The sequence below is a fragment of the Ensifer adhaerens genome (assembly GCF_002940685.1).
GTDB lineage: Bacteria > Pseudomonadota > Alphaproteobacteria > Rhizobiales > Rhizobiaceae > Ensifer > Ensifer adhaerens_E.
The window spans coordinates 120,383-138,102 of sequence record NZ_PNFP01000006.1 but is presented as its reverse complement, the minus strand read 5'-3'; the positions used below and the strand labels follow the sequence as shown (position 1 = coordinate 138,102).

Sequence of the window (17,720 nt, the reverse complement as noted above, 5' to 3'; positions counted from 1 at the left end):
GCAACACCATTCGAAGGAGTTCAAACATGGAAGCGGAAGCAGCAAAGTACATCGGCGCAGGTCTCGCTTGCCTCGGCATGGCCGGCACGGCTCTCGGCCTCGGCAACATCTTCGGCAGCTACCTCTCCGGCGCGCTGCGTAACCCGTCGGCTGCTGACGGCCAGTTCGGCCGCCTCGTATTCGGCTTCGCCGTTACGGAAGCTCTGGGCATCTTCTCGCTGCTCGTAGCCCTGCTCCTCCTCTTCGCCGTCTAATATCGGCTGGAGTTTCGGCCGCGGCCCGTCAAAAGGTCGCGGCCGAGCATATTCTTGAGTGCACCTGGAGGTGAGCATGTTTGTGACCGCGGCCTATGCCCAGCAGTCAACCACCACTGAAGGCGCCGAAGCACACGATGCCGCTGCGGCCGGTGAGGTGCACACCGAAACGGGTGTGGCCCACGAAGGCGAGGCTGGCTCCGGCGTGTTCCCGCCCTTCGACTCGACCCATTTCGCATCGCAGCTGCTCTGGCTCGCGATCACGTTCGGCCTCTTCTATCTCCTGATGTCGAAGGTCATCATTCCGCGCATCGGCGGAATTCTGGAAACCCGTCACGATCGGATCGCTCAGGATCTCGATGAAGCGTCCCGCCTCAAGGGCGAAGCCGACGCGGCCATCGCTTCCTACGAGCAGGACCTGGCAGCCGCCAAGTCCAAGGGTCACAAGATCGCCGACGACGCCCGCGAATCCGCAAAGGCCAAGGCCAATGCTGACCGCACCGCCGTCGAAGCCGACCTTGCCAAGAAGATCTCGGCTGCGGAAGACCGCATCGCCGACATCAAGGCAAAGGCACTGGCCGACGTCGGCGCCATCGCTGAGGAAACCGCAACCGCTGTCGTCAAGCAGCTGATCGGCGGAACTGTCACCAAGGCCGAGATCACCGCTGCCGTCAAGGCATCGGCTGGCAACTGAGGAGCACTGAGCTATGCATCTTGATGCAACTTTCTATGCCTTCGTTGGCCTGATCCTGTTCTTCGTCCTGATTGCCTATCTCAAGGTTCCGGGCATGGTCGGCAAGGCGCTCGACGCCCGCGCCGAAAAGATCAGCAACGAGCTGACCGAAGCCAAGCGTCTGCGCGAAGAGGCACAGGGCCTCGTCGCCGAGTACCAGCGCAAGCGCAAGGATGCCGAAGCGGAAGCTGCCGGTATCGTCGCTGCCGCTCAGCGCGAAGCCGAGATGCTGACCGCCGAAGCCAAGCAGAAGACCGAGGAATACGTCGCTCGTCGCACGGCTCTTTCGGAACAGAAGATCAAGCAGGCCGAAAGCGACGCCATCAACGCCGTGCGTTCTGCAGCCGTCGATCTCGCGATTGCCGCTGCCGAGAAGGTCGTTGCCGCCAAGGCTGATGCCGGCGCCCAGAGCGATCTGTTCAAGAAGGCGCTTGGCGAGGTCAAGGCGCGCCTGAACTAAGCGTTCGGACATCCCGATTGAAAAGCCCTGCCTCGGTGGGGCTTTTTTTATGCCTGTGTACTGGCGTCGCTTTGTCCGGAACCCGTGTGTCGCGCCCGTTCCAGCCGGAGATATCGGCACACTTACGCTTGCTTCGGAACGCGGCCGGACAGCGTGATGAAACGCGGGCGAGCCGCCAGGGCAAGGCCGTATCTATTATGCGCGAACGGCCGCCGCACGGCCTTGCGAGGCTACGCAGCGTATCGGTCTCGGCGGGCGTGCAGGGTTCTCAGCGGTGTTGCGCTAACGACCGGCGGAGCGGCAAAATTCAAGCGCGGCAGCGAAACTGAAGGTTTGCGGCGTTTCAGCGCCGTGTGTCGGAACCGGACCCGCCGGACCGCAGATGGCCGCGCGATGGCCTCGGAGGCTATTGGTCCTGGCGCAGGGGCCGGAAGCTCATGCGGTGCAGGGGGCAGGGGCCGTGAGTCTCGATGGCGCGGCGGTGGGTCACCGTCGCATAGCCGGCATGGAGTGCGAAGCCGTAGCCGGGATGCGCGAGATCGGCGCGGGCCATCATGCGGTCGCGGGTGACCTTGGCGACAATCGATGCAGCGGCAATCGACAGGGACCGCGCATCGCCCTTCACCACAGCCTTGGCGTGGCAGGAGAGGCCGGGCGGCACGTCACGGCCATCGACGAGCACGAAACGCGCAGTCGAGGGCAGGCCGGCGACCGCGCGCCGCATCGCCTCGAGGCTCGCCTTGCGGATGTCGGTGGCATCGATCGTGCCGGCCGAGGCCGAGGCGATCGACACGGCGGAAGTGGCGAGGATTTCTTCGAACAGTTTTTCGCGCGCCTGAGCCGTCAGCTTCTTGCTGTCGTCGAGGCCTGCGGGGATGGCGTCCGGATCGAGAATGACGGCGGCGGCGACCACCGGTCCCGCGAGCGGCCCACGGCCGGCCTCATCGGCTCCGGCGACCGGCCAGAAACCGTCCCGCTTGGCCGAAAGCTCGAAACTGAAATCGGGCGCTTCGATGATATCGGGAAAAAGGGGAGAATCGGACGATCTGCGAGACATAAGTCTCATTCGCATGATCGACCGATTCTCTTCAAGCCCCCAGGTCCGAGTGCGGCGGCGGACGGGGGATCACCGGGGCCCACGGCGGGTAAGGGGGCACCGGAACTGCTATGCGATCTCAGGCCCCGGCTTTGGCCTGCCTGAGAGGGCGGGGCGGTCATGTCGTGCCCCGCACCGATTACGAACGTCACGGTGGCAGAGCAAGGACGACCGGAAGGCCTTCAAAGAAGCGAGAGCTGCACCCCCGTTCCGAGCGGCGGCACAAAGAGATCGTCGCGCAACTGCCGACGTGTCGGGTTGAAGCCGAGGCGCTTCACCGCCAGGTCGAAGCGGCGACCGATCTGCCATGCATAGGGGCCGGCGCCCTTCATGCGCTTGCCGAATTCGGCGTCATAGTCCTTGCCACCCCGCATGGAGCGGATGAGGGACATCACGTGCCGGTATCGGTCGGGGTAATTGCGCAGCAACCAGTCGCGGAAGAGCGGGCTGACCTCGAGCGGCAGCCGCAAGAGGACATAGCTTGCTTCGGTCGCCCCGGCCGTCCTTGCGGCTTCGAGCACGCGTTCGATCTCGTGATCGTTCAGTGCCGGAATGATTGGGGAAACGAGAACGCCGGACGGAATGCCGGCCTCGGAAAGCATCTGTATCGCCTCCAGCCGCTTGGTCGGGGTCGACGCCCGCGGCTCCATGGTCCGTGCCAGCTTCCGGTCGAGCGTCGTGACGGAGATGCCGACGCGCACCAGTCCCTTTTCGGCCATCGGCGCGAGAATATCGATGTCGCGGGTAACCATGGCCGACTTGGTGACGATCATGACCGGATGGTTGGCATCCCGCAGCACCTCGAGGATCTGGCGCATGATGCGCCACTCCTTCTCGATCGGCTGATAGGGATCCGTGTTGGTGCCGATGGCAATCGGCCTGACCTTATAGTCTTGCCGCGCCAGTTCGCGCTCCAGAAGCCGCGGCGCGTCCGGCTTGGCAAAGAGCTTCGCCTCGAAGTCGAGCCCCGCCGACAGGCCCATATAGGCGTGTGTGGGGCGGGCGAAGCAATAGATGCAGCCGTGCTCGCATCCGCGATAGGGATTGATGGAGCGATCGAAAGAGATGTCGGGGGATTCGTTCCGCGTGATCACCGTGCGCGGCTTCTCGACCTGAACCTCGGTCTTGAACGGCGGCAGGTCCTCCAGGCTTTCCCAGCCATCGTCGAACGTCTCGCGGCTGCGCGGCTCGAACCGGCCGGACATGTTGATCCCGGCGCCGCGTCCCCGTCGGCGATCGACGTCAATCCTGAGGCCCGAAGCGCTCATCATCGCTTCGGCCACATCTGCCGTATTGGCGGGCGCAAGCGCACCCTGCCTGATCTGAGACAGCTCGGTCATTGGAATCTCCCCGGAATCAGATCTTTGATCCCGTTTTGTTCTGATTATTTTCCTATCGCGAATGCTGGAACAATTCAAGAACAAAAATGGAGTTTCGAGTTTGGTGCTGACGGTACTGCTAAGGCTGGTGACCGGGATGTAGCAATTGCGGTGGCGATGGGTTACGAGAAACCATGCTCACGATCATCATGGAAACCCGCGACAACGAAGCCGAGCTGGCCCAGACGCTTTCTGTGCTGGTCGCCGGCGCCGTGGAGGGGCTCGTCAGCGATGTGATCATCCTCGATCACGGTTCCAAGGACGGTTCGTCCGACGTCGCCGACGCGGCGGGGTGCCGTTTCTGCCGGGATTGGGATCTCGCTGACGTCGTCGGATCGGCGCGGGGCGAATGGCTGATGTTGCTGGAGCCGGGTGCCCGCCCGATCGGACGGTGGATCGATGAACTGGCCGAATATGTGTCTCTGAACAGGGAACCGGCACGCTTCTCCCATTCGAGACTGCACCGCAGGCCTTTCTTCAGCCGGCTGGCGCGGCGCGGAAAGCCGCTGGAAACAGGCTTTCTCCTGCGCAAGCATGATGCGCTTGCGGCCGCCCGCGGCAAGACGGAGCTCGACGCCATGACGAATGTCCGGTCCGTCCGCAAGCTTTCGACCGAGCTTGTTCCGGCCTGGGTCGCGATCGAGGCCAGGCGCTGACGCCGGTTCTCGCGCGCAAAATTAAAGGTGCCAGTCCCGGGGGGACGGCACCTCCAAGCGCCTCTCAAATGACCTTGTTTGGCAGATTTCTATCCGGGCAGCATTCTGGCTGCACGTCGTATCCAACATTTCATTCCGCCTGGGGGACAGAGGCGGAAGCGTCTTGCGGCGCGAGGAGTGGAACGTGCGGCGGTCGCCCCTCGCTGTGTCAACGATTGAGAAACTAGCGAGAGGTGAAGCGACCGTCAGTTACTAAGGTAACAGGCCAGCCGTGCCGGAACGGTCCATGCTCTTCAGCCGCGTTTCAGGTGCTCGTCGAGCCGCGGCATGATCTCCACGAAATTGCACGGCATATGCCTGTAGTCGAGCTGCTGCTTGAGGATGCCGTCCCAGGCATCGCGGCAGGCGCCGGGCGAACCGGGAAGGACGAAGATGAAGGTGGCGTTGGCAACGCCGCCGGTCGCGCGCGACTGGATCGTCGAGGTGCCGATCTTCTCGTAGGAGATACGATGGAAGACTTCGGAAAACCCGTCCATCCGCTTCTCGAAGAGCGGCTCCAGCGCCTCGGGCGTCACATCCCGTCCGGTGAAGCCCGTTCCGCCCGTCGTGATCACCACGTCGATGGCATCCTCGAGCGTCCAGGCCTTCACCTGGTCGTAGATCTTCGTCCGGTCATCGTGAACGATCGCGCGCGCCTCCAGGCGGTGGCCGGCGTCGCGCACCCGCGCTTCCAGCGTGTCGCCCGACTTGTCGTCGGCGAGCGTGCGGGTGTCGGAGACCGTGAGGATGGCGATCCCGACCGGAATGAAGGAACGCTTTTCGTCGATGCCGGCCATGTTATTTCCCTCTGCCCACCGTCCTGCAGGCAAGAACGTACCATCCGGGGTGGGCGTCCGAAAGAGCACGCGCTGTCGCAGCCGCGGCCGCGTCGCTGTCGAAAAGGCCGAAGCACGTGGCGCCCGAGCCCGACATGCGCGTGAGTGCCGATCCGGCTTGCGTCAGCGCCTGGCAGACCTCGCCGATCACGGGTTCAAGCCCCTCCGCTGGCGGCTGCAGATCGTTGCGCATCGTCGCGATCGCGGACATCCACTCGGCCGCGCTATCGGCATGCACGGGGGCAACAAGCGCTGGGTTGGTCTTGTTGGCGAGGGTCCGGAACACGACCGGCGTCGAGACCGCCACCAGCGGATTGACCAGCACGATCGGCAGGGCAGGGAAATCCTCAAGCGGCGCGATGTCCTCGCCGATCCCCTTGGCGAGCAGTGGCATGCCGGCAAGGCACATCGGCACGTCCGCCCCGAGCCGCAAGGCGATGGCGCCAAGGCGGGAAGGCTCGATCCTGGCGTCCCAGAGATCGACAAGCCCGAGAAGCGTTGCGGCAGCATCGGCTGATCCGCCGCCTATGCCCGAAGCAAGGGGGAGGTTCTTTTCGAGATGCAGATGGACGGGGCCGGCCGCTCTGGGGTTGAGCGTCCGCAGTTCGTGGCGAAGCAGGTCTCGCGCCTTCAGAACCAGGTTGCCGCCCTGCACGCCGGCATCCATGGGCAACTCGGTGGAGAAAGGCCCAGACACCGTGAAGCGATCCGCATCCGCCGGTGAGAAACCGACGCGATCGCCGCGATCGGCAAAGGTGACGAGGCTTTCGAGGAGATGATGGCCGTCGGCCCGCTGGCCGACGACGTGAAGCGCCAGATTGATCTTGGCGGGGGCCACGCGCGTCAGCGCGAAGCCCGCGATGTCGCCTTCCGACATGGAGCGATCAGGACTTCTTGTCCGGCGCCGGCGCTTCCGGAGTCACCTTCTTCGGCGCGGTTTCCTTGGCGTCGGCCGAGGCCGGAACCGTTTCTTTCAGCGGCGGCAGGCCGTTTTCGATCTTCGCCTTGATCTTCGGGATCTCGGCTTCCTCGGGCTTCAGCTCAAGCGTCTGCGTCCATTGGAACACGGCCTCGAGCTTGCGCCCGACGCGCCAGTAGGCGTCGCCGAGGTGATCGTTGATCGTCGGATCGCCGGCCATCAGTTCGGCCGCCTTTTCGAGTTCGACCACCGCGTCGTCGAAGCGGTTCATGCGGAAATAGGCCCAGCCGAGGGAATCGACGATGTAGCCGTCATCCGGCTTCAGCTCGACGGCCTTGCGGATCATCTCCAGGCCTTCGTCGAGGTTGATGTTCATGTCGACCCAGGAATAGCCGAGATAGTTCAGCACCTGCGGCTGGTCCGGATTGAGTTCCAGCGCCTTGCGGAAATTCGGCTCGGCCTTGTCCCACAGCTTCTGGCGCTCGTACGCAATGCCGCGCTGGAAGAACACGGTCCAGTCGCTGCGCTTCGGCACGGGGCCGATCTGGTCGACCGCCCGGTCGTAGAGCTCGCCCATCTCCTTGTAGTCCTTGGCGTCGGAAAGCACGCTGCCATAGGCGAGATAGTTGCGGATGTTCTTCGGATCGACGTCGATCAGCGCCTTCAGGTGCTTCTTTGCTTCATCGACCTTGCCGATGCTGGCGAGACTGAGGCCGAGCTGCAGTTCCGAAACGCGCCGCATCGGTGATGTCTCGGGAATGGCCTTGTAGAGTTCGATCGCCTCGTTCGGCTTTTTCAGGTTTTCGGCGATGCCGCCGAGCATGACCAGGATATCGGCGCTGTCAGGGTCGAGCCGGCGCGCGGTCTGCAGATAGAGCGAGACGATATCCTCGGCGCCGTCGCGGTTGAGTGCCGCGCCGATCGAGAAGAGCACGGCCGCGGCACCCTGGGTGGCGTTCTTGACCTGCTGTTCCTGCGGAACACCGTTCTCGATCTCGGTCCTCAGCGCCTGCAGCGGCGTGTAGTTGTTGACCATGTTTTCGCCGACGGCGACGGTGTCGAGGGCCTTCTGCTTGTTGCCTTCGCGCGCCTCGAAACGGGCGAGCGCTTCCACCGCGCGCATGAAGGTGTCGGGGGCGGCACTTCCGCCTTCGCGGTCGAGGATGGCATCGTTGAGCCTAGTACGCGCCGTCTGCTTGTCACCCGCGGCAACGGCGATTGCGCCGGCATGGTAATTCTTGAACACGCGGAACCATTCGGGGCCGTCAAGCTCCTTGATCTGCGCCAGAGCTTCCTTCGACTTGCCCTGGCCGAACTTCGCCCAGGCCGAAAGCAGGCCGTTCATCAGCCGGTCGAGATCGTTCGGTCCCTGGTAGTTCAGAAGCTTCTGCGCATTGCGATACTCGCGCTTGCGGATGGCTTCGATTGCGCGAATGACCGTTGTGATGCGCTCGACGGCCGGGTCGGACTTCAGCTGCTCGGCAATCTTCGCGCCTTCGTCGAACTGGCCGGCCATCAGCAGCGTGATCATCAGCCGCTGCTTGACGTCGTTGTTGTTGGGCTCGAACTGAAGCGCGATCCGGTAGAGTTCGGTGGCGGAAGCGAAATCGCGATCCGTATCGGCGGTGCGGGCAGCGAGAAAGGCGCCGGAAAAGGTGTTGACCGACTTGATGTCGAACGGTTCGGTTTCCTCGACGGCTGCGGCCTTCTCCTCGGCAAAGGCCTGGTGACCGCCGCTGACTGCAGCGAGAGCCAGCAGTGCTGCGCCGCTGAGGAGGCGGAGAATCGTCTTTTGCCGCATGTCAAACCTTTCGCGCCGATCGCTCGGCTTTCGCACCACTAAGGGTTGTTTCGGAGTCAGCCACAGATAGCCCAGCGCAACTCTTGAGGAACAGAATGGCTTTTTTGGCGCAACGCGGCAAGAAAATCCTATCGTCCGCTCTGGCTCGCCCGATGCCCCGTCAGCTGACGCGATCGATGCAGAAGTCGATGACTTCGGTCAGCGCCGATTTCCAGGGAGACGCCGGCAGCGGCGCCAGCGCATCGCGGGCGATCGTGCCGTAGTGCTGGGCGCGTGCGATCGTGTCGCTGAGGCCGCCATAGCGCTTGATCAGACCCAGAGCCTTGTCGAGGTTCTGATCGCTGCTGTCGCCGCCTTCGATCGCCTCGCGCCAGAAGGCACGGTCCTCCGCCGTGCCGCGACGGTAGGAGAGGATCACCGGCAGGGTGATCTTGCCTTCGCGGAAATCGTCGCCGACATTCTTGCCGAGGTCGCTCGACGAGCCACCGTAGTCGAGCACGTCGTCGACGAGCTGGAAGGCGAGGCCGAGGTTCATGCCGTAGGATTTCAGCGCGTTGCGATCGGACTTGCTGGTCTGGGCGACGATCGGCCCGACTTCGGCGGCAGCGGCAAAAAGCGCTGCGGTCTTGGCGCGGATGACCTGGAGGTAATCGTCCTCGGTCGTTTCCATGTTCTTGGCGACGGAAAGCTGCAGCACTTCGCCTTCGGCAATGACCGAAGCGGCGGTCGACAGCACGTCGAGCGCATCGAGCGAGCCGACGTCGACCATCATGCGGAAGGCCTGGCCGAGCAAGAAGTCGCCGACCAGAACGCTCGCCTGGTTGCCCCAGATCGTGCGTGCGGTGGACTTGCCGCGGCGAAGGTCGCTTTCGTCGACGACGTCGTCATGGAGAAGCGTGGCGGTGTGCATGAACTCGACGCTGGTCGCGAGCTTCACGTGGGCGTCGCCCTCGTAGCCGAACATCGAGGCGGAGGCGAGCGTCAGCATCGGACGCAGGCGCTTGCCGCCCGAAGAAATCAGGTGGTTGGCGACTTCGGGAATCATCTGAACGTCGGAGCCGGCCTTCGACAGGATGAGCTGGTTGACGCGCTCCATGTCCGACGCAGTCAGGTCGACGAGCGGCTTTACGGACGCCTGTTTGTTTTTGCTGTCTTCCAGCGGTATCACTACGCCCACACCGGGACTCCTGTTTTCATTGTCGCTTTCGACAATAGGAAGGGGTGTCCCGTGCGGCAAGAGGCGAATTGTCCCGCTTGCTGAAATAGGACAGGAAAAACCGCCGGATGAAGGAATTGATCCGTACCAACGATGCCGTCGTGCTCTCCTTCGCCGAGAGCCTGATGAAGGATGCCGGTATCGCAAGCCTCATCGCCGACCAGGGGATGAGCATTCTCGAAGGTTCGCTTGGCCTCTTGCCCCGTCGGTTTCTGGTCGCCGAGGAAGACGCGGATGCGGCGCGCCGGATCCTGATCGATGCCGGGCTCGAGGCGGAGTTGCGACCTTGAGCGCGGAGCCGATGCCGGCTGCGGCGACCGAGACCGTCGACGCCTTTCATCGCGGCAGGTTCCACGTCGTCCAGCCGCTTGGCCAGGGTCACCGCTCCGGCATGGACGCCATGCTTCTGGCATCGCTCGTGGCATCGGATCGTCCCTGCCGGGTCGCCGATCTCGGCGCCGGGGCGGGCGCTGCCGGCATGGCCGTTGCCTCGCGCATGGAGGGCGCGGAAGTGGTGCTGGTGGAGCGTTCGCCAGTCATGGCGGAATACGCCCGCCGCAGCCTGGCGCTCGCCGACAATGCCCGCTTTGCCCAGCGAGTCTCGGTCATCGAGGCCGACGTTTCGCTCGCCGGCAAGGCGCGCGTCGCGGCCGGCCTCGCCGATGACAGCTTCGACCACGTGATCATGAACCCGCCCTTCAACGATGCCTCCGACCGCAAGACGCCGGATAGCCTCAAAGCCGAGGCACATGCGATGAGCGACGGGCTGTTCGAAGTCTGGGTGAAGACATCAGGCGCGATCATGAAGCCGGGCGGGCAGCTGTCGCTGATTGCCCGGCCGGAATCGATCGCCGAGATCATCGCCGCCTGCGGCCGCCGTTTCGGCGGCATCGAGGTGACGGCGCTGCATCCGCGGGTCGGTGAAAACGCCGTGCGCATCCTGGTGACGGCGATCAAGCAGAGCCGCAAGCGGCTGGTGCTGCGCGCGCCGCTCGTCATGCACGAGGAGGGACATCGCTTCGCCGACCATGTCGACGACCTCAACAATGGTCGCGCCGTCTATCGCCGCCGCTGATTTACCGTATGCGGCATTGCGTTCGCCGCATCAGTGCATACATGGCATGGAAGAACCCTTGGCGGGTGATCCGAACAGGTGCGGCGAAGCATATTGCTTTCGCCGATGAGGCGAGGTCACGTCTATGATTTCCGGTTGTTCCGGCCCAAGATCGTGGACATGGCCCAGCAGGCAGGAGTTGAAATGAAGGCATTCCTGAGACGGTTGTTGCCGAAGCGTTTTCGCAAGGAAGGCGTGACGATCCCCGTCGTCCGGCTCCACGGCGCGATCATGGCCGGTGGCGGTCAGTTCCGGCCAGCACTCAACCTGGCCTCGGCGGCACCGCTTCTCGAAAAGGCCTTTGCGATAAAGGAAGCGCCCGCTGTGGCGATTTCCGTCAATTCGCCTGGCGGCTCGCCGGTACAGTCGCGGCTGATCTATCAGCGCATCCGCGATCTCGCCCTTGAGAAGAAGAAGCGCGTGCTGATCTTCGTCGAGGACGTTGCGGCATCCGGCGGCTACATGATCGCGCTTGCCGGTGACGAGATCATCGCCGACCCGACCTCGATCGTCGGCTCGATCGGCGTTGTCTCGGGCGGGTTCGGCTTTCCGGAACTCCTGAAGAAGATCGGCGTCGAGCGGCGTGTCTATACCGCCGGCGAAAACAAGGTGATGCTCGATCCGTTCCAGCCGGAAAAGGAGGGTGACATCGCCTTCCTGAAGAACCTGCAGCTCGACATCCACGACACCTTCATCCAGATGGTCAAGGCGCGTCGCGGGCAGTTGCTCGCCGACGATCCCGACATCTTCTCCGGGCTTTTCTGGACGGGCCGGCGTGGGCTGGAGCTGGGTCTGATCGACGGTCTTGGGGACCTGCGCGGCGAGGTGAAGAAGCGCTATGGCGAGAAGGCGCGCCTCGAACTCATCCAGCCGGTGCGCAGCCTTTTCGGTCGCCGGCAGACAGGTGCTGCCGTTGCCGGCGCAATCGCCGCGCCGTTGGCGGCTTCCGCAGCGGCGGGACTTGCCGAAGCCATCGAGGAAAGGGCATTGTGGGCGCGGTTCGGGCTTTGATGCCTGCCCGGCCTGAAATGTCCTTGGAGGGAAAATGCCGCAACTCATCCTGCTCCTGATCGCAGGTTTTGTCTTCTGGCTCGGCTACCGCAAATTTGTGGCGGATGCCCGGAAGCTGACGCGCCAGCGCGAACAGGCTCGCCGCGAGGAGCGGACCGGGGCCCAGGGAACATTGGTGCAGGACCCAGAAACCGGCGAATACAGGTTGAAGCGTGATGGCGAGTAGGGGCGGTCGGCGCGCAGAAGGCGACAGTCGGTCTATTTGCCCACCCGCTGCCGTAGCGCTTGACCCTCGTCATCAGGCGTGGCACCTGTCCGGCTCATTTTTTGGAAGATATCCGGACGCGATCCATGACCACTCTGCCTGATCATATGAACCCGAAGCGCTCGTTTCAGGCTCTGATCCTGACACTGCACAACTATTGGGCCGACAAGGGTTGTGCCGTTCTGCAGCCCTACGACATGGAAGTGGGCGCCGGCACGTTCCATCCGGCGACGACCTTGCGTGCTCTCGGGCCGCGTCCTTGGCGCGCGGCCTACGTGCAGCCGTCGCGTCGCCCGACCGATGGCCGCTACGGCGAAAACCCGAACCGCCTGCAGCATTACTATCAGTACCAGGTGATCCTGAAGCCGAACCCGTCGAACCTGCAGGAGCTCTATCTCGGCTCGCTCGAGGCGATCGGCCTCGACCCGCTGCTGCACGATATCCGTTTCGTCGAGGACGACTGGGAAAGCCCGACGCTCGGCGCCTGGGGGCTCGGCTGGGAATGCTGGTGCGACGGCATGGAAGTGTCGCAGTTCACGTACTTCCAGCAGGTCTGCGGTATCGAATGCTCGCCGGTTTCGGGCGAACTGACCTATGGTCTCGAGCGTCTTGCCATGTATGTGCAGGGCGTCGACAACGTCTACGACCTGAACTTCAACGGCCGCGAGGGCGCCGAGAAGATCAGCTATGGCGACGTCTTCCTGCAGGCCGAACAGGAATACTCGCGCTACAATTTCGAATACGCCAACACCGCGATGCTGCATCAGCACTTCATCGACGCGGAAGCGGAGTGCCAGGCGCTGCTGGCAGCCGGCGCACCGGGTGATGAGAGCAACAACCATCTGCACAAGTGCGTCTTCCCCGCCTATGACCAGTGCATCAAGGCGAGCCATGTGTTCAACCTGCTCGATGCCCGCGGGGTGATCTCGGTCACCGAGCGCCAGAGCTACATCCTGCGCGTGCGTACGCTGGCGAAAGCCTGCGGCGAAGCCTTCCTCCTGACCGACGCCGGCGGCGCGAACCTCAACCGGGACGCCGCTTGAGGGTGGAACCGTCCGACCTCGTCGTTCACATCAACGGCTGGCCGGGCTCCGGCAAGCTCACAATCGCGCGCCATCTGGCCGAAAGGCTCGGCGCGCGGCTCGCCGACAACCACACGCTGATCAATCCGGCAGAAGCGCTGTTTGCGCGCGGCGACCCGCTCTATCGCTCGCTGCGGTCTGCAGTGCGTAAAAGCGTGTTCGAACATCTCGCAAAGGCGCCGGCTGAACAATCCTTCGTCTTTACCGACGCGCTCTCGGACGATGCCGCCGATGCGCGCGCCTTCGAGGACTGCGCCGCGCTCGCCCGACAGCGCGGTGCGCGCTTCATTGCGGTCGTGATCGACTGTGATATCGAGGAAAATCTGAAGCGTCTCACACGCGCCGGTCGCAGCAAGCTGCACAAGCTGACCGACCCCGAAGTTCTCCTGGGATTGCGTCGCGCCCACAGGCTGCTGCGCGGCAACGGCGATCTTCTGGTCGAGATCGACGTGACGACACTCGGTGCGGATGAGGCGGCAGAAGCGATCATGTCAGCGATTGCCATTCCCGCTGTCAGATGATCCGGGTGGCGCTGATATCGTTCTTGCAGAACGGTTTCATCGTCGGGTAGGCACCGGTATAGACTTGACCGGAATAGGTCTGCAGGGCGCGGCGAACACCGGTCGGCCGTTCGGGCGAATGGGCGCTCGCATAGGCAACGAAGAGCGCCGTAAAGGCGATCACGTTGATGAGAGTTGCGAGCGTTTTCATGGTCTTCACTTCGGTTCCGGGTTGTTCGATGAAGCGACTATCGCCGATCGCCGCCGGGCTCGCCGTTACCATTGGAACAGGAATCGAGAGGTTTTCGTCTGATCGGGCGCTGATGCGGTGAACAGTGTGTTCACGCTGCAAATGGCAATTGGGGAGCAATGCGTTTCTCGGCCCGAATGCTGCAGAAAGCGCTATGAAGCTGAGAAGCGAATGCTAATCTCTGCGCGAGTTTTTTGGAGGGTGCCCTATGATCGGTCTGGCAATCGCCGTTGTGGTGATCCTGTATCTGGTTTTCGTCTATAACGGTCTCGTCAAGGCGCGGCAGATCGCTGAGGAGGCCTGGTCGGGCATCGACGTGCAGTTGAAGCGCCGCGCGGATCTGATCCCGAACCTGATCGAGACCGTGAAGGGCTACGCCGCGCACGAAAAGTCGACGCTGGAAGAAGTGATTGCCATGCGCAACCGCGCGCAGGCGGTGCCGGCGGGCGACGTCGAGGGCCGTGCCCAGGCGGAAGGCGCGCTCTCCCAGGCGCTCGGCAAGCTGTTTGCGCTGGCGGAAGCCTATCCGGACCTGAAGGCCAACGAGAATTTTGCCGAGCTGCAGCGCTCGCTGGAAACGATCGAAGGCGAGATTCAGATGTCGCGCCGCTATTACAACGGCGCTGCCCGTGACTTGAACGTCAAGGTCGAGAGCTTCCCCTCGAACCTCATTGCCAACGCCTTCCGCTTCGTAAAGGCCGGCTACTTCGAAATCACCAATGAAGCCGACCGCGCGGTGCCGCAGGTCAAGTTCTGACTATCCACGCAAAGGCGTCCCCGAACATTCCTCGCCGCGGGATCCCGCCGCGGCGCCATTCGCATCAAGAGACCTATCCGATGACCACCGATAGCATGAAGAAGCTGACCATCCTGCCGACCGACCATCCGCTCAACGGCCATGTCCGCCCGCCGGGCTCGAAGTCGATCACCAACCGCGCGCTGCTTCTGGCCGGCCTTGCAAAGGGCACGAGCCGGCTGACCGGCGCCTTGAAGAGCGACGACACGCGCTATATGGCGGAAGCGCTACGCGCGATGGGCGTCGAGGTCAGCGAACCTGACGATACGACCTTCGTCGTCACCAGCACCGGCAAGCTCAACCCGCCTGCCGCGCCCCTGTTCCTCGGCAACGCCGGAACTGCGACGCGCTTCCTGACGGCCGCCGCCGCCCTTGTTGACGGCACGGTCGTCGTCGATGGCGACCAGCATATGCGCAAGCGGCCGATCAAGCCGCTGGTGGAAGCGCTCGGCACGCTCGGCGTCGAAGTCTCCTCCGAGACCGGCTGCCCGCCGGTCACCGTCAAAGGCACGGGCGGTTTCCCGGCCGGTCGCGTCGTCATCGATGCCGGCCTTTCGAGCCAGTACGTCTCGGCCCTCCTGATGGCGGCTCCCGGCGCCAAGGGACCGGTCAGCATCGAACTTGCCGGCGACGAGATCGGCGCGCGCGGCTATATCGACCTGACGGTTGCCGCCATGCGCGCCTTCGGTGCAGAGGTGGAGCAGGTGAGCCCGTCCGTCTGGAAAGTCGCGCCGACCGGTTACCGTGCAGCCGACTATGTCATCGAGCCGGACGCTTCGGCAGCCACCTATCTCTGGGCGGCGGAAGTGCTGACCGGTGGTGCCATCGATCTCGGCGTTCCGGCGACCACCTTCTCGCAGCCGGATGCGCGGGCGCACGCTGTGATCGCAAGCTTCCCGAATTTGCCTGATGTCATCGACGGTTCGCAGATGCAGGACGCGATCCCGACGATCGCCGTGCTTGCGGCCTTCAACAACACGCCGGTGCGCTTCGTCGGTCTCGCAAACCTGCGCGTCAAGGAATGCGACCGCGTGCGTGCGCTGTCGCTCGGTCTGACGGCGATCCGGCCGGGCCTTGCACATGAGGAAGGCGACGACCTGATTGTCTCGTCCGATCCCGGGCTTGCTGGCCAGACGCTGCCGGCCTCGATCGACACTTTCGCCGACCATCGTATTGCCATGAGCTTTGCGCTTGCGGGTCTCAAGATCCACGGCATCTCGATCGAGGATCCCGGCTGCGTCGCCAAGACCTATCCGGCCTATTGGGACGCGCTCGCCTCGCTCGGCGTCGAATTCACCGGCGACCGGCCCTAGCGCCCGCCGCCGCGCCTTGAGCCTCAACGACAGGAAAGCCTGAACCGCATGGTCCGTCTCGCTGCCGCATTTGCCTTCCTGGTCTTTTTGCTGGCAACGGCGAGCGTCGGGCGGGCGGAGGAGGTCTTCTCCGCCTACCGCTCCGTCATCGACGTCGCCAAGGACGGCACGATGACGGTGACGGAGACGATCACGGCGACGGTCGAGGGCAACAAGATCCGCCGCGGCATCTATCGCGACATGCCCTTGACCTTCACCGATGCGAAGGGCAAGCGGAGCAAGGTCGACTTCAAGCTCCTTTCGGTCGAGCGCGACGGCGAGGAGGAACCCTACCGCACCGAGACGATCAGCGGCGGCATCCGCATCTACACCGGCTCGGCCGAGGTTTTCCTGGAGCCCGGCGAACATACCTTCCAGTTCACCTACGAGACCGGCAGGCAGATCCGTTTCTTCGACGATCACGACGAACTCTACTGGAACGTCACCGGTACCGAATGGGATTTCCCGATCGGCGAGGCGAGCGCGACGGTGACGCTACCGGAGGGCGTGCGGGCCGAAGCGCTGGATTTCTTCACCGGCAGCTATGGCGCGACCGGTAAGGACGCCCGGGCGTCGCGGGATGGCCGCGAGATCTTCTTTGCCACCACCCGCCGCCTCGGCCCGCGCGAGGGGCTGACCATCGCCATCAAGATGCCGAAGGGCAGCATCGACAGCCCGTCCTCCAGCCAGGAGAATGCCTGGTGGCTGCGCGACCATCTGGCGCTCGTGATCGCCGGTGCCGGACTGGCGGTCGTCCTTCTCTATTACAGCCAGGCCTGGCTCAGGGTCGGCCGTGATCCGGACCGCGGCGTCATGGTGCCGCGCTGGGATCCACCGGAGGGCATCTCGCCGGCGCTGGTCAATTATATCGACAACAAGGGCTTTTCCGGCGAGGGCTGGACGGCGCTTTCGGCGGCGGCCCTCAATCTGGCCGTCAAGGGTCACGTGGTGCTGGAAGACCTGAAGAACGCCATCGTCATTGCCGCAACCGGCAAGAGGGGTGACGAGAAGCTGCCGACCGGGGAGGCGGCGGTGATGAAGGCGGTCAATGCTAGCGGCGGCAAGCTGACCATCGATCGTGCCCACGGCACCCGGGTGCAGGCGACCGGCGCCGATTTCCGCAGCGCCATGGAGCGCGAGCATCGCGGCAAGTACTACCACGCCAACAGCGGTTATATTGTCGCCGGCGTCGTGCTGTCGGTGCTGGCGGTTGCGGCGGTCTTCCTGTTCGGCGATCTCAGCGAGGACAGCCTGCCGCTGGCGATCGTTCCCGTCTTCATCGCCTTCTTCGTGTCGATCCTCGCCGTGTCCTTCGGCAAGTCGCTGCGGCGCGAGAGGAGCCTGATGAGCCGCATCATGTCGATCGTGGTCGTCGCCTTCATCGGCTTCGTCGCCTTCACGATCTTCTCCACCATTCTTGCCGCCGTCTTCTATTCGGCAGCCGAGACCGATGAACTGCCCTTGCTCTTCGTCATCGGCGCGATCGTTCTCGTCAACGTGCTGTTCTTCTTCCTGATGGGCGCGCCGACGCCGCTCGGAACGCGGATGATGGATGGCATCGATGGGCTCAGGCAATACATGACGCTCGCCGAGAAGGACCGGATGAACATGCAGGGCGCCCCCGAAATGTCGCCCCGGCATTTCGAGACGTTGCTGCCCTATGCGGTGGCACTCGGCGTCGAGAAGCCCTGGACTGCGACCTTCGATCGCTGGCTGCTGGCAGCCGCTGCCGGGGCCGCTGCGGCCGCCGCCTATCAGCCGGGCTGGTATCAGGGCGACGGTTTCGGTTCCAGTACCTTCGGCGATCGCATCGGCGGCTTCGCCGGGTCCATGGCCGATACGATGACCTCGTCGCTGCCGCCCCCACCCAAATCGTCCTCGTCGGGCTTTTCCTCCGGCGGCGGCTTCTCCGGTGGCGGCGGTGGTGGCGGTGGTGGCGGCGGCTGGTAAATCCGCCTCGC

At 63.9% G+C, this 17,720-nt stretch carries 20 protein-coding genes; 13 read left to right on the top strand and 7 right to left on the bottom strand.

Annotation, left to right across the window (positions count from 1 at the left end; translation table 11 throughout):
- The first annotated feature begins 26 nt into the window (after window positions 1-26).
- The 3 genes from C1A35_RS13625 to C1A35_RS13615 all read left to right on the top strand — a co-directional run bounded on the left by C1A35_RS13625 (window position 27) and on the right by C1A35_RS13615 (window position 1,447).
- Window positions 27-254 carry a F0F1 ATP synthase subunit C gene (locus tag C1A35_RS13625; RefSeq protein WP_025426100.1) on the top strand — a complete coding sequence of 76 codons (228 nt, stop codon included), beginning with the start codon at window positions 27-29 and terminating at the stop codon, window positions 252-254.
- 76 nt (window positions 255-330) lie between these two features.
- Window positions 331-948, top strand: coding sequence for a F0F1 ATP synthase subunit B (locus C1A35_RS13620; protein ID WP_077962209.1), 618 nt, complete (start codon window positions 331-333; stop codon window positions 946-948).
- Window positions 949-961: 13 nt separating this feature from the next.
- Complete coding sequence (locus C1A35_RS13615; protein WP_104664846.1) at window positions 962-1,447, top strand: F0F1 ATP synthase subunit B; 486 nt, start codon at window positions 962-964, stop codon at window positions 1,445-1,447.
- Window positions 1,448-1,853: 406 nt separating this feature from the next.
- On the opposite strand, the gene C1A35_RS13610 is transcribed toward C1A35_RS13615, so the two are convergent.
- Together C1A35_RS13610 and C1A35_RS13605 are read right to left on the bottom strand one after the other, a co-directional pair.
- Window positions 1,854-2,504, bottom strand: a complete 651-nt coding sequence (locus C1A35_RS13610) for a ribonuclease HII (RefSeq protein ID WP_104664845.1) — start codon at window positions 2,502-2,504, stop codon at window positions 1,854-1,856.
- 221 nt (window positions 2,505-2,725) lie between these two features.
- Complete coding sequence (locus C1A35_RS13605) at window positions 2,726-3,883, bottom strand: PA0069 family radical SAM protein (protein ID WP_104664844.1); 1,158 nt, start codon at window positions 3,881-3,883, stop codon at window positions 2,726-2,728.
- Between the two features lie 173 nt (window positions 3,884-4,056).
- Here C1A35_RS13605 and C1A35_RS13600 point away from each other — a divergent pair, with 173 nt between their 5' ends.
- Window positions 4,057-4,578 (top strand): glycosyl transferase, encoded by a 522-nt coding sequence (locus C1A35_RS13600; protein WP_104664843.1) that lies wholly within the window; start codon window positions 4,057-4,059, stop codon window positions 4,576-4,578.
- Window positions 4,579-4,871: 293 nt separating this feature from the next.
- Here C1A35_RS13600 and moaB read toward each other — a convergent pair whose 3' ends face one another.
- From moaB to C1A35_RS13580, 4 genes are all read right to left on the bottom strand, one after another.
- Window positions 4,872-5,414, bottom strand: a complete 543-nt coding sequence (moaB, locus tag C1A35_RS13595) for a molybdenum cofactor biosynthesis protein B (RefSeq protein ID WP_104664842.1) — start codon at window positions 5,412-5,414, stop codon at window positions 4,872-4,874.
- A 1-nt stretch (window position 5,415) separates the two neighbouring features.
- A complete protein-coding gene (locus C1A35_RS13590; protein ID WP_104664841.1) occupies window positions 5,416-6,330 on the bottom strand; it encodes a 4-(cytidine 5'-diphospho)-2-C-methyl-D-erythritol kinase in 915 nt (304 codons plus the stop codon).
- 7 nt (window positions 6,331-6,337) lie between these two features.
- Complete coding sequence (locus C1A35_RS13585) at window positions 6,338-8,173, bottom strand: tetratricopeptide repeat protein (RefSeq protein WP_104664840.1); 1,836 nt, start codon at window positions 8,171-8,173, stop codon at window positions 6,338-6,340.
- 160 nt (window positions 8,174-8,333) lie between these two features.
- The gene (locus C1A35_RS13580) at window positions 8,334-9,350 is read right to left on the bottom strand and encodes a polyprenyl synthetase family protein (protein WP_104664839.1); all 1,017 of its coding nucleotides are present in this window, start codon (window positions 9,348-9,350) and stop codon (window positions 8,334-8,336) included.
- A 107-nt stretch (window positions 9,351-9,457) separates the two neighbouring features.
- On the opposite strand from C1A35_RS13580, the gene C1A35_RS13575 reads away from it, so the two are divergent.
- The 6 genes from C1A35_RS13575 (at window position 9,458) to C1A35_RS13550 (ending at window position 13,382) form a co-directional block, all read left to right on the top strand.
- Window positions 9,458-9,679 (top strand): putative signal transducing protein, encoded by a 222-nt coding sequence (locus tag C1A35_RS13575; protein WP_034801069.1) that lies wholly within the window; start codon window positions 9,458-9,460, stop codon window positions 9,677-9,679.
- 11 nt (window positions 9,680-9,690) lie between these two features.
- Window positions 9,691-10,464, top strand: a complete 774-nt coding sequence (locus C1A35_RS13570) for a tRNA1(Val) (adenine(37)-N6)-methyltransferase (RefSeq protein ID WP_104665058.1) — start codon at window positions 9,691-9,693, stop codon at window positions 10,462-10,464.
- Between the two features lie 183 nt (window positions 10,465-10,647).
- Complete coding sequence (locus C1A35_RS13565; protein WP_104665057.1) at window positions 10,648-11,514, top strand: S49 family peptidase; 867 nt, start codon at window positions 10,648-10,650, stop codon at window positions 11,512-11,514.
- A 34-nt stretch (window positions 11,515-11,548) separates the two neighbouring features.
- Window positions 11,549-11,740, top strand: coding sequence for a hypothetical protein (locus C1A35_RS13560; RefSeq protein ID WP_104664838.1), 192 nt, complete (start codon window positions 11,549-11,551; stop codon window positions 11,738-11,740).
- Window positions 11,741-11,865: 125 nt separating this feature from the next.
- Window positions 11,866-12,822 (top strand): glycine--tRNA ligase subunit alpha, encoded by a 957-nt coding sequence (locus tag C1A35_RS13555; protein ID WP_104664837.1) that lies wholly within the window; start codon window positions 11,866-11,868, stop codon window positions 12,820-12,822.
- A gap of 2 nt (window positions 12,823-12,824) precedes the next feature.
- Window positions 12,825-13,382, top strand: coding sequence for an AAA family ATPase (locus C1A35_RS13550; RefSeq protein ID WP_234822870.1), 558 nt, complete (start codon window positions 12,825-12,827; stop codon window positions 13,380-13,382).
- On the opposite strand, the gene C1A35_RS13545 is transcribed toward C1A35_RS13550, so the two are convergent.
- Complete coding sequence (locus C1A35_RS13545; RefSeq protein WP_104665056.1) at window positions 13,375-13,572, bottom strand: hypothetical protein; 198 nt, start codon at window positions 13,570-13,572, stop codon at window positions 13,375-13,377. The two genes, C1A35_RS13550 and C1A35_RS13545, sit on opposite strands and share 8 nt — an antisense overlap.
- 247 nt (window positions 13,573-13,819) lie before the next feature.
- Here C1A35_RS13545 and C1A35_RS13540 point away from each other — a divergent pair, with 247 nt between their 5' ends.
- From C1A35_RS13540 to C1A35_RS13530, 3 genes are all read left to right on the top strand, one after another.
- A complete protein-coding gene (locus C1A35_RS13540) occupies window positions 13,820-14,368 on the top strand; it encodes a LemA family protein (protein WP_057250782.1) in 549 nt (182 codons plus the stop codon).
- 80 nt (window positions 14,369-14,448) lie between these two features.
- Complete coding sequence (locus C1A35_RS13535) at window positions 14,449-15,720, top strand: 3-phosphoshikimate 1-carboxyvinyltransferase (protein ID WP_104664835.1); 1,272 nt, start codon at window positions 14,449-14,451, stop codon at window positions 15,718-15,720.
- Window positions 15,721-15,768: 48 nt separating this feature from the next.
- Window positions 15,769-17,709 (top strand): DUF2207 domain-containing protein, encoded by a 1,941-nt coding sequence (locus C1A35_RS13530; RefSeq protein ID WP_104664834.1) that lies wholly within the window; start codon window positions 15,769-15,771, stop codon window positions 17,707-17,709.
- The last annotated feature ends 11 nt before the right edge of the window (window positions 17,710-17,720 follow it).

Bases quoted from the DNA above. Each gene is read 5' to 3' on its own strand.
- C1A35_RS13625 (WP_025426100.1), top strand. From the start codon at position 27: ATGGAAGCGGAAGCAGCAAAGTACATCGGCGCAGGTCTCGCTTGCCTC.
- C1A35_RS13620 (WP_077962209.1), top strand. From the start codon at position 331: ATGTTTGTGACCGCGGCCTATGCCCAGCAGTCAACCACCACTGAAGGC.
- C1A35_RS13615 (WP_104664846.1), top strand. From the start codon at position 962: ATGCATCTTGATGCAACTTTCTATGCCTTCGTTGGCCTGATCCTGTTC.
- C1A35_RS13610 (WP_104664845.1), bottom strand. From the start codon at position 2,504: ATGTCTCGCAGATCGTCCGATTCTCCCCTTTTTCCCGATATCATCGAA.
- C1A35_RS13605 (WP_104664844.1), bottom strand. From the start codon at position 3,883: ATGACCGAGCTGTCTCAGATCAGGCAGGGTGCGCTTGCGCCCGCCAAT.
- C1A35_RS13600 (WP_104664843.1), top strand. From the start codon at position 4,057: ATGCTCACGATCATCATGGAAACCCGCGACAACGAAGCCGAGCTGGCC.
- moaB (WP_104664842.1), bottom strand. From the start codon at position 5,414: ATGGCCGGCATCGACGAAAAGCGTTCCTTCATTCCGGTCGGGATCGCC.
- C1A35_RS13590 (WP_104664841.1), bottom strand. From the start codon at position 6,330: ATGTCGGAAGGCGACATCGCGGGCTTCGCGCTGACGCGCGTGGCCCCC.
- C1A35_RS13585 (WP_104664840.1), bottom strand. From the start codon at position 8,173: ATGCGGCAAAAGACGATTCTCCGCCTCCTCAGCGGCGCAGCACTGCTG.
- C1A35_RS13575 (WP_034801069.1), top strand. From the start codon at position 9,458: ATGAAGGAATTGATCCGTACCAACGATGCCGTCGTGCTCTCCTTCGCC.
- C1A35_RS13570 (WP_104665058.1), top strand. From the start codon at position 9,691: ATGCCGGCTGCGGCGACCGAGACCGTCGACGCCTTTCATCGCGGCAGG.
- C1A35_RS13565 (WP_104665057.1), top strand. From the start codon at position 10,648: ATGAAGGCATTCCTGAGACGGTTGTTGCCGAAGCGTTTTCGCAAGGAA.
- C1A35_RS13560 (WP_104664838.1), top strand. From the start codon at position 11,549: ATGCCGCAACTCATCCTGCTCCTGATCGCAGGTTTTGTCTTCTGGCTC.
- C1A35_RS13555 (WP_104664837.1), top strand. From the start codon at position 11,866: ATGACCACTCTGCCTGATCATATGAACCCGAAGCGCTCGTTTCAGGCT.
- C1A35_RS13545 (WP_104665056.1), bottom strand. From the start codon at position 13,572: ATGAAAACGCTCGCAACTCTCATCAACGTGATCGCCTTTACGGCGCTC.
- C1A35_RS13540 (WP_057250782.1), top strand. From the start codon at position 13,820: ATGATCGGTCTGGCAATCGCCGTTGTGGTGATCCTGTATCTGGTTTTC.
- C1A35_RS13535 (WP_104664835.1), top strand. From the start codon at position 14,449: ATGACCACCGATAGCATGAAGAAGCTGACCATCCTGCCGACCGACCAT.
- C1A35_RS13530 (WP_104664834.1), top strand. From the start codon at position 15,769: ATGGTCCGTCTCGCTGCCGCATTTGCCTTCCTGGTCTTTTTGCTGGCA.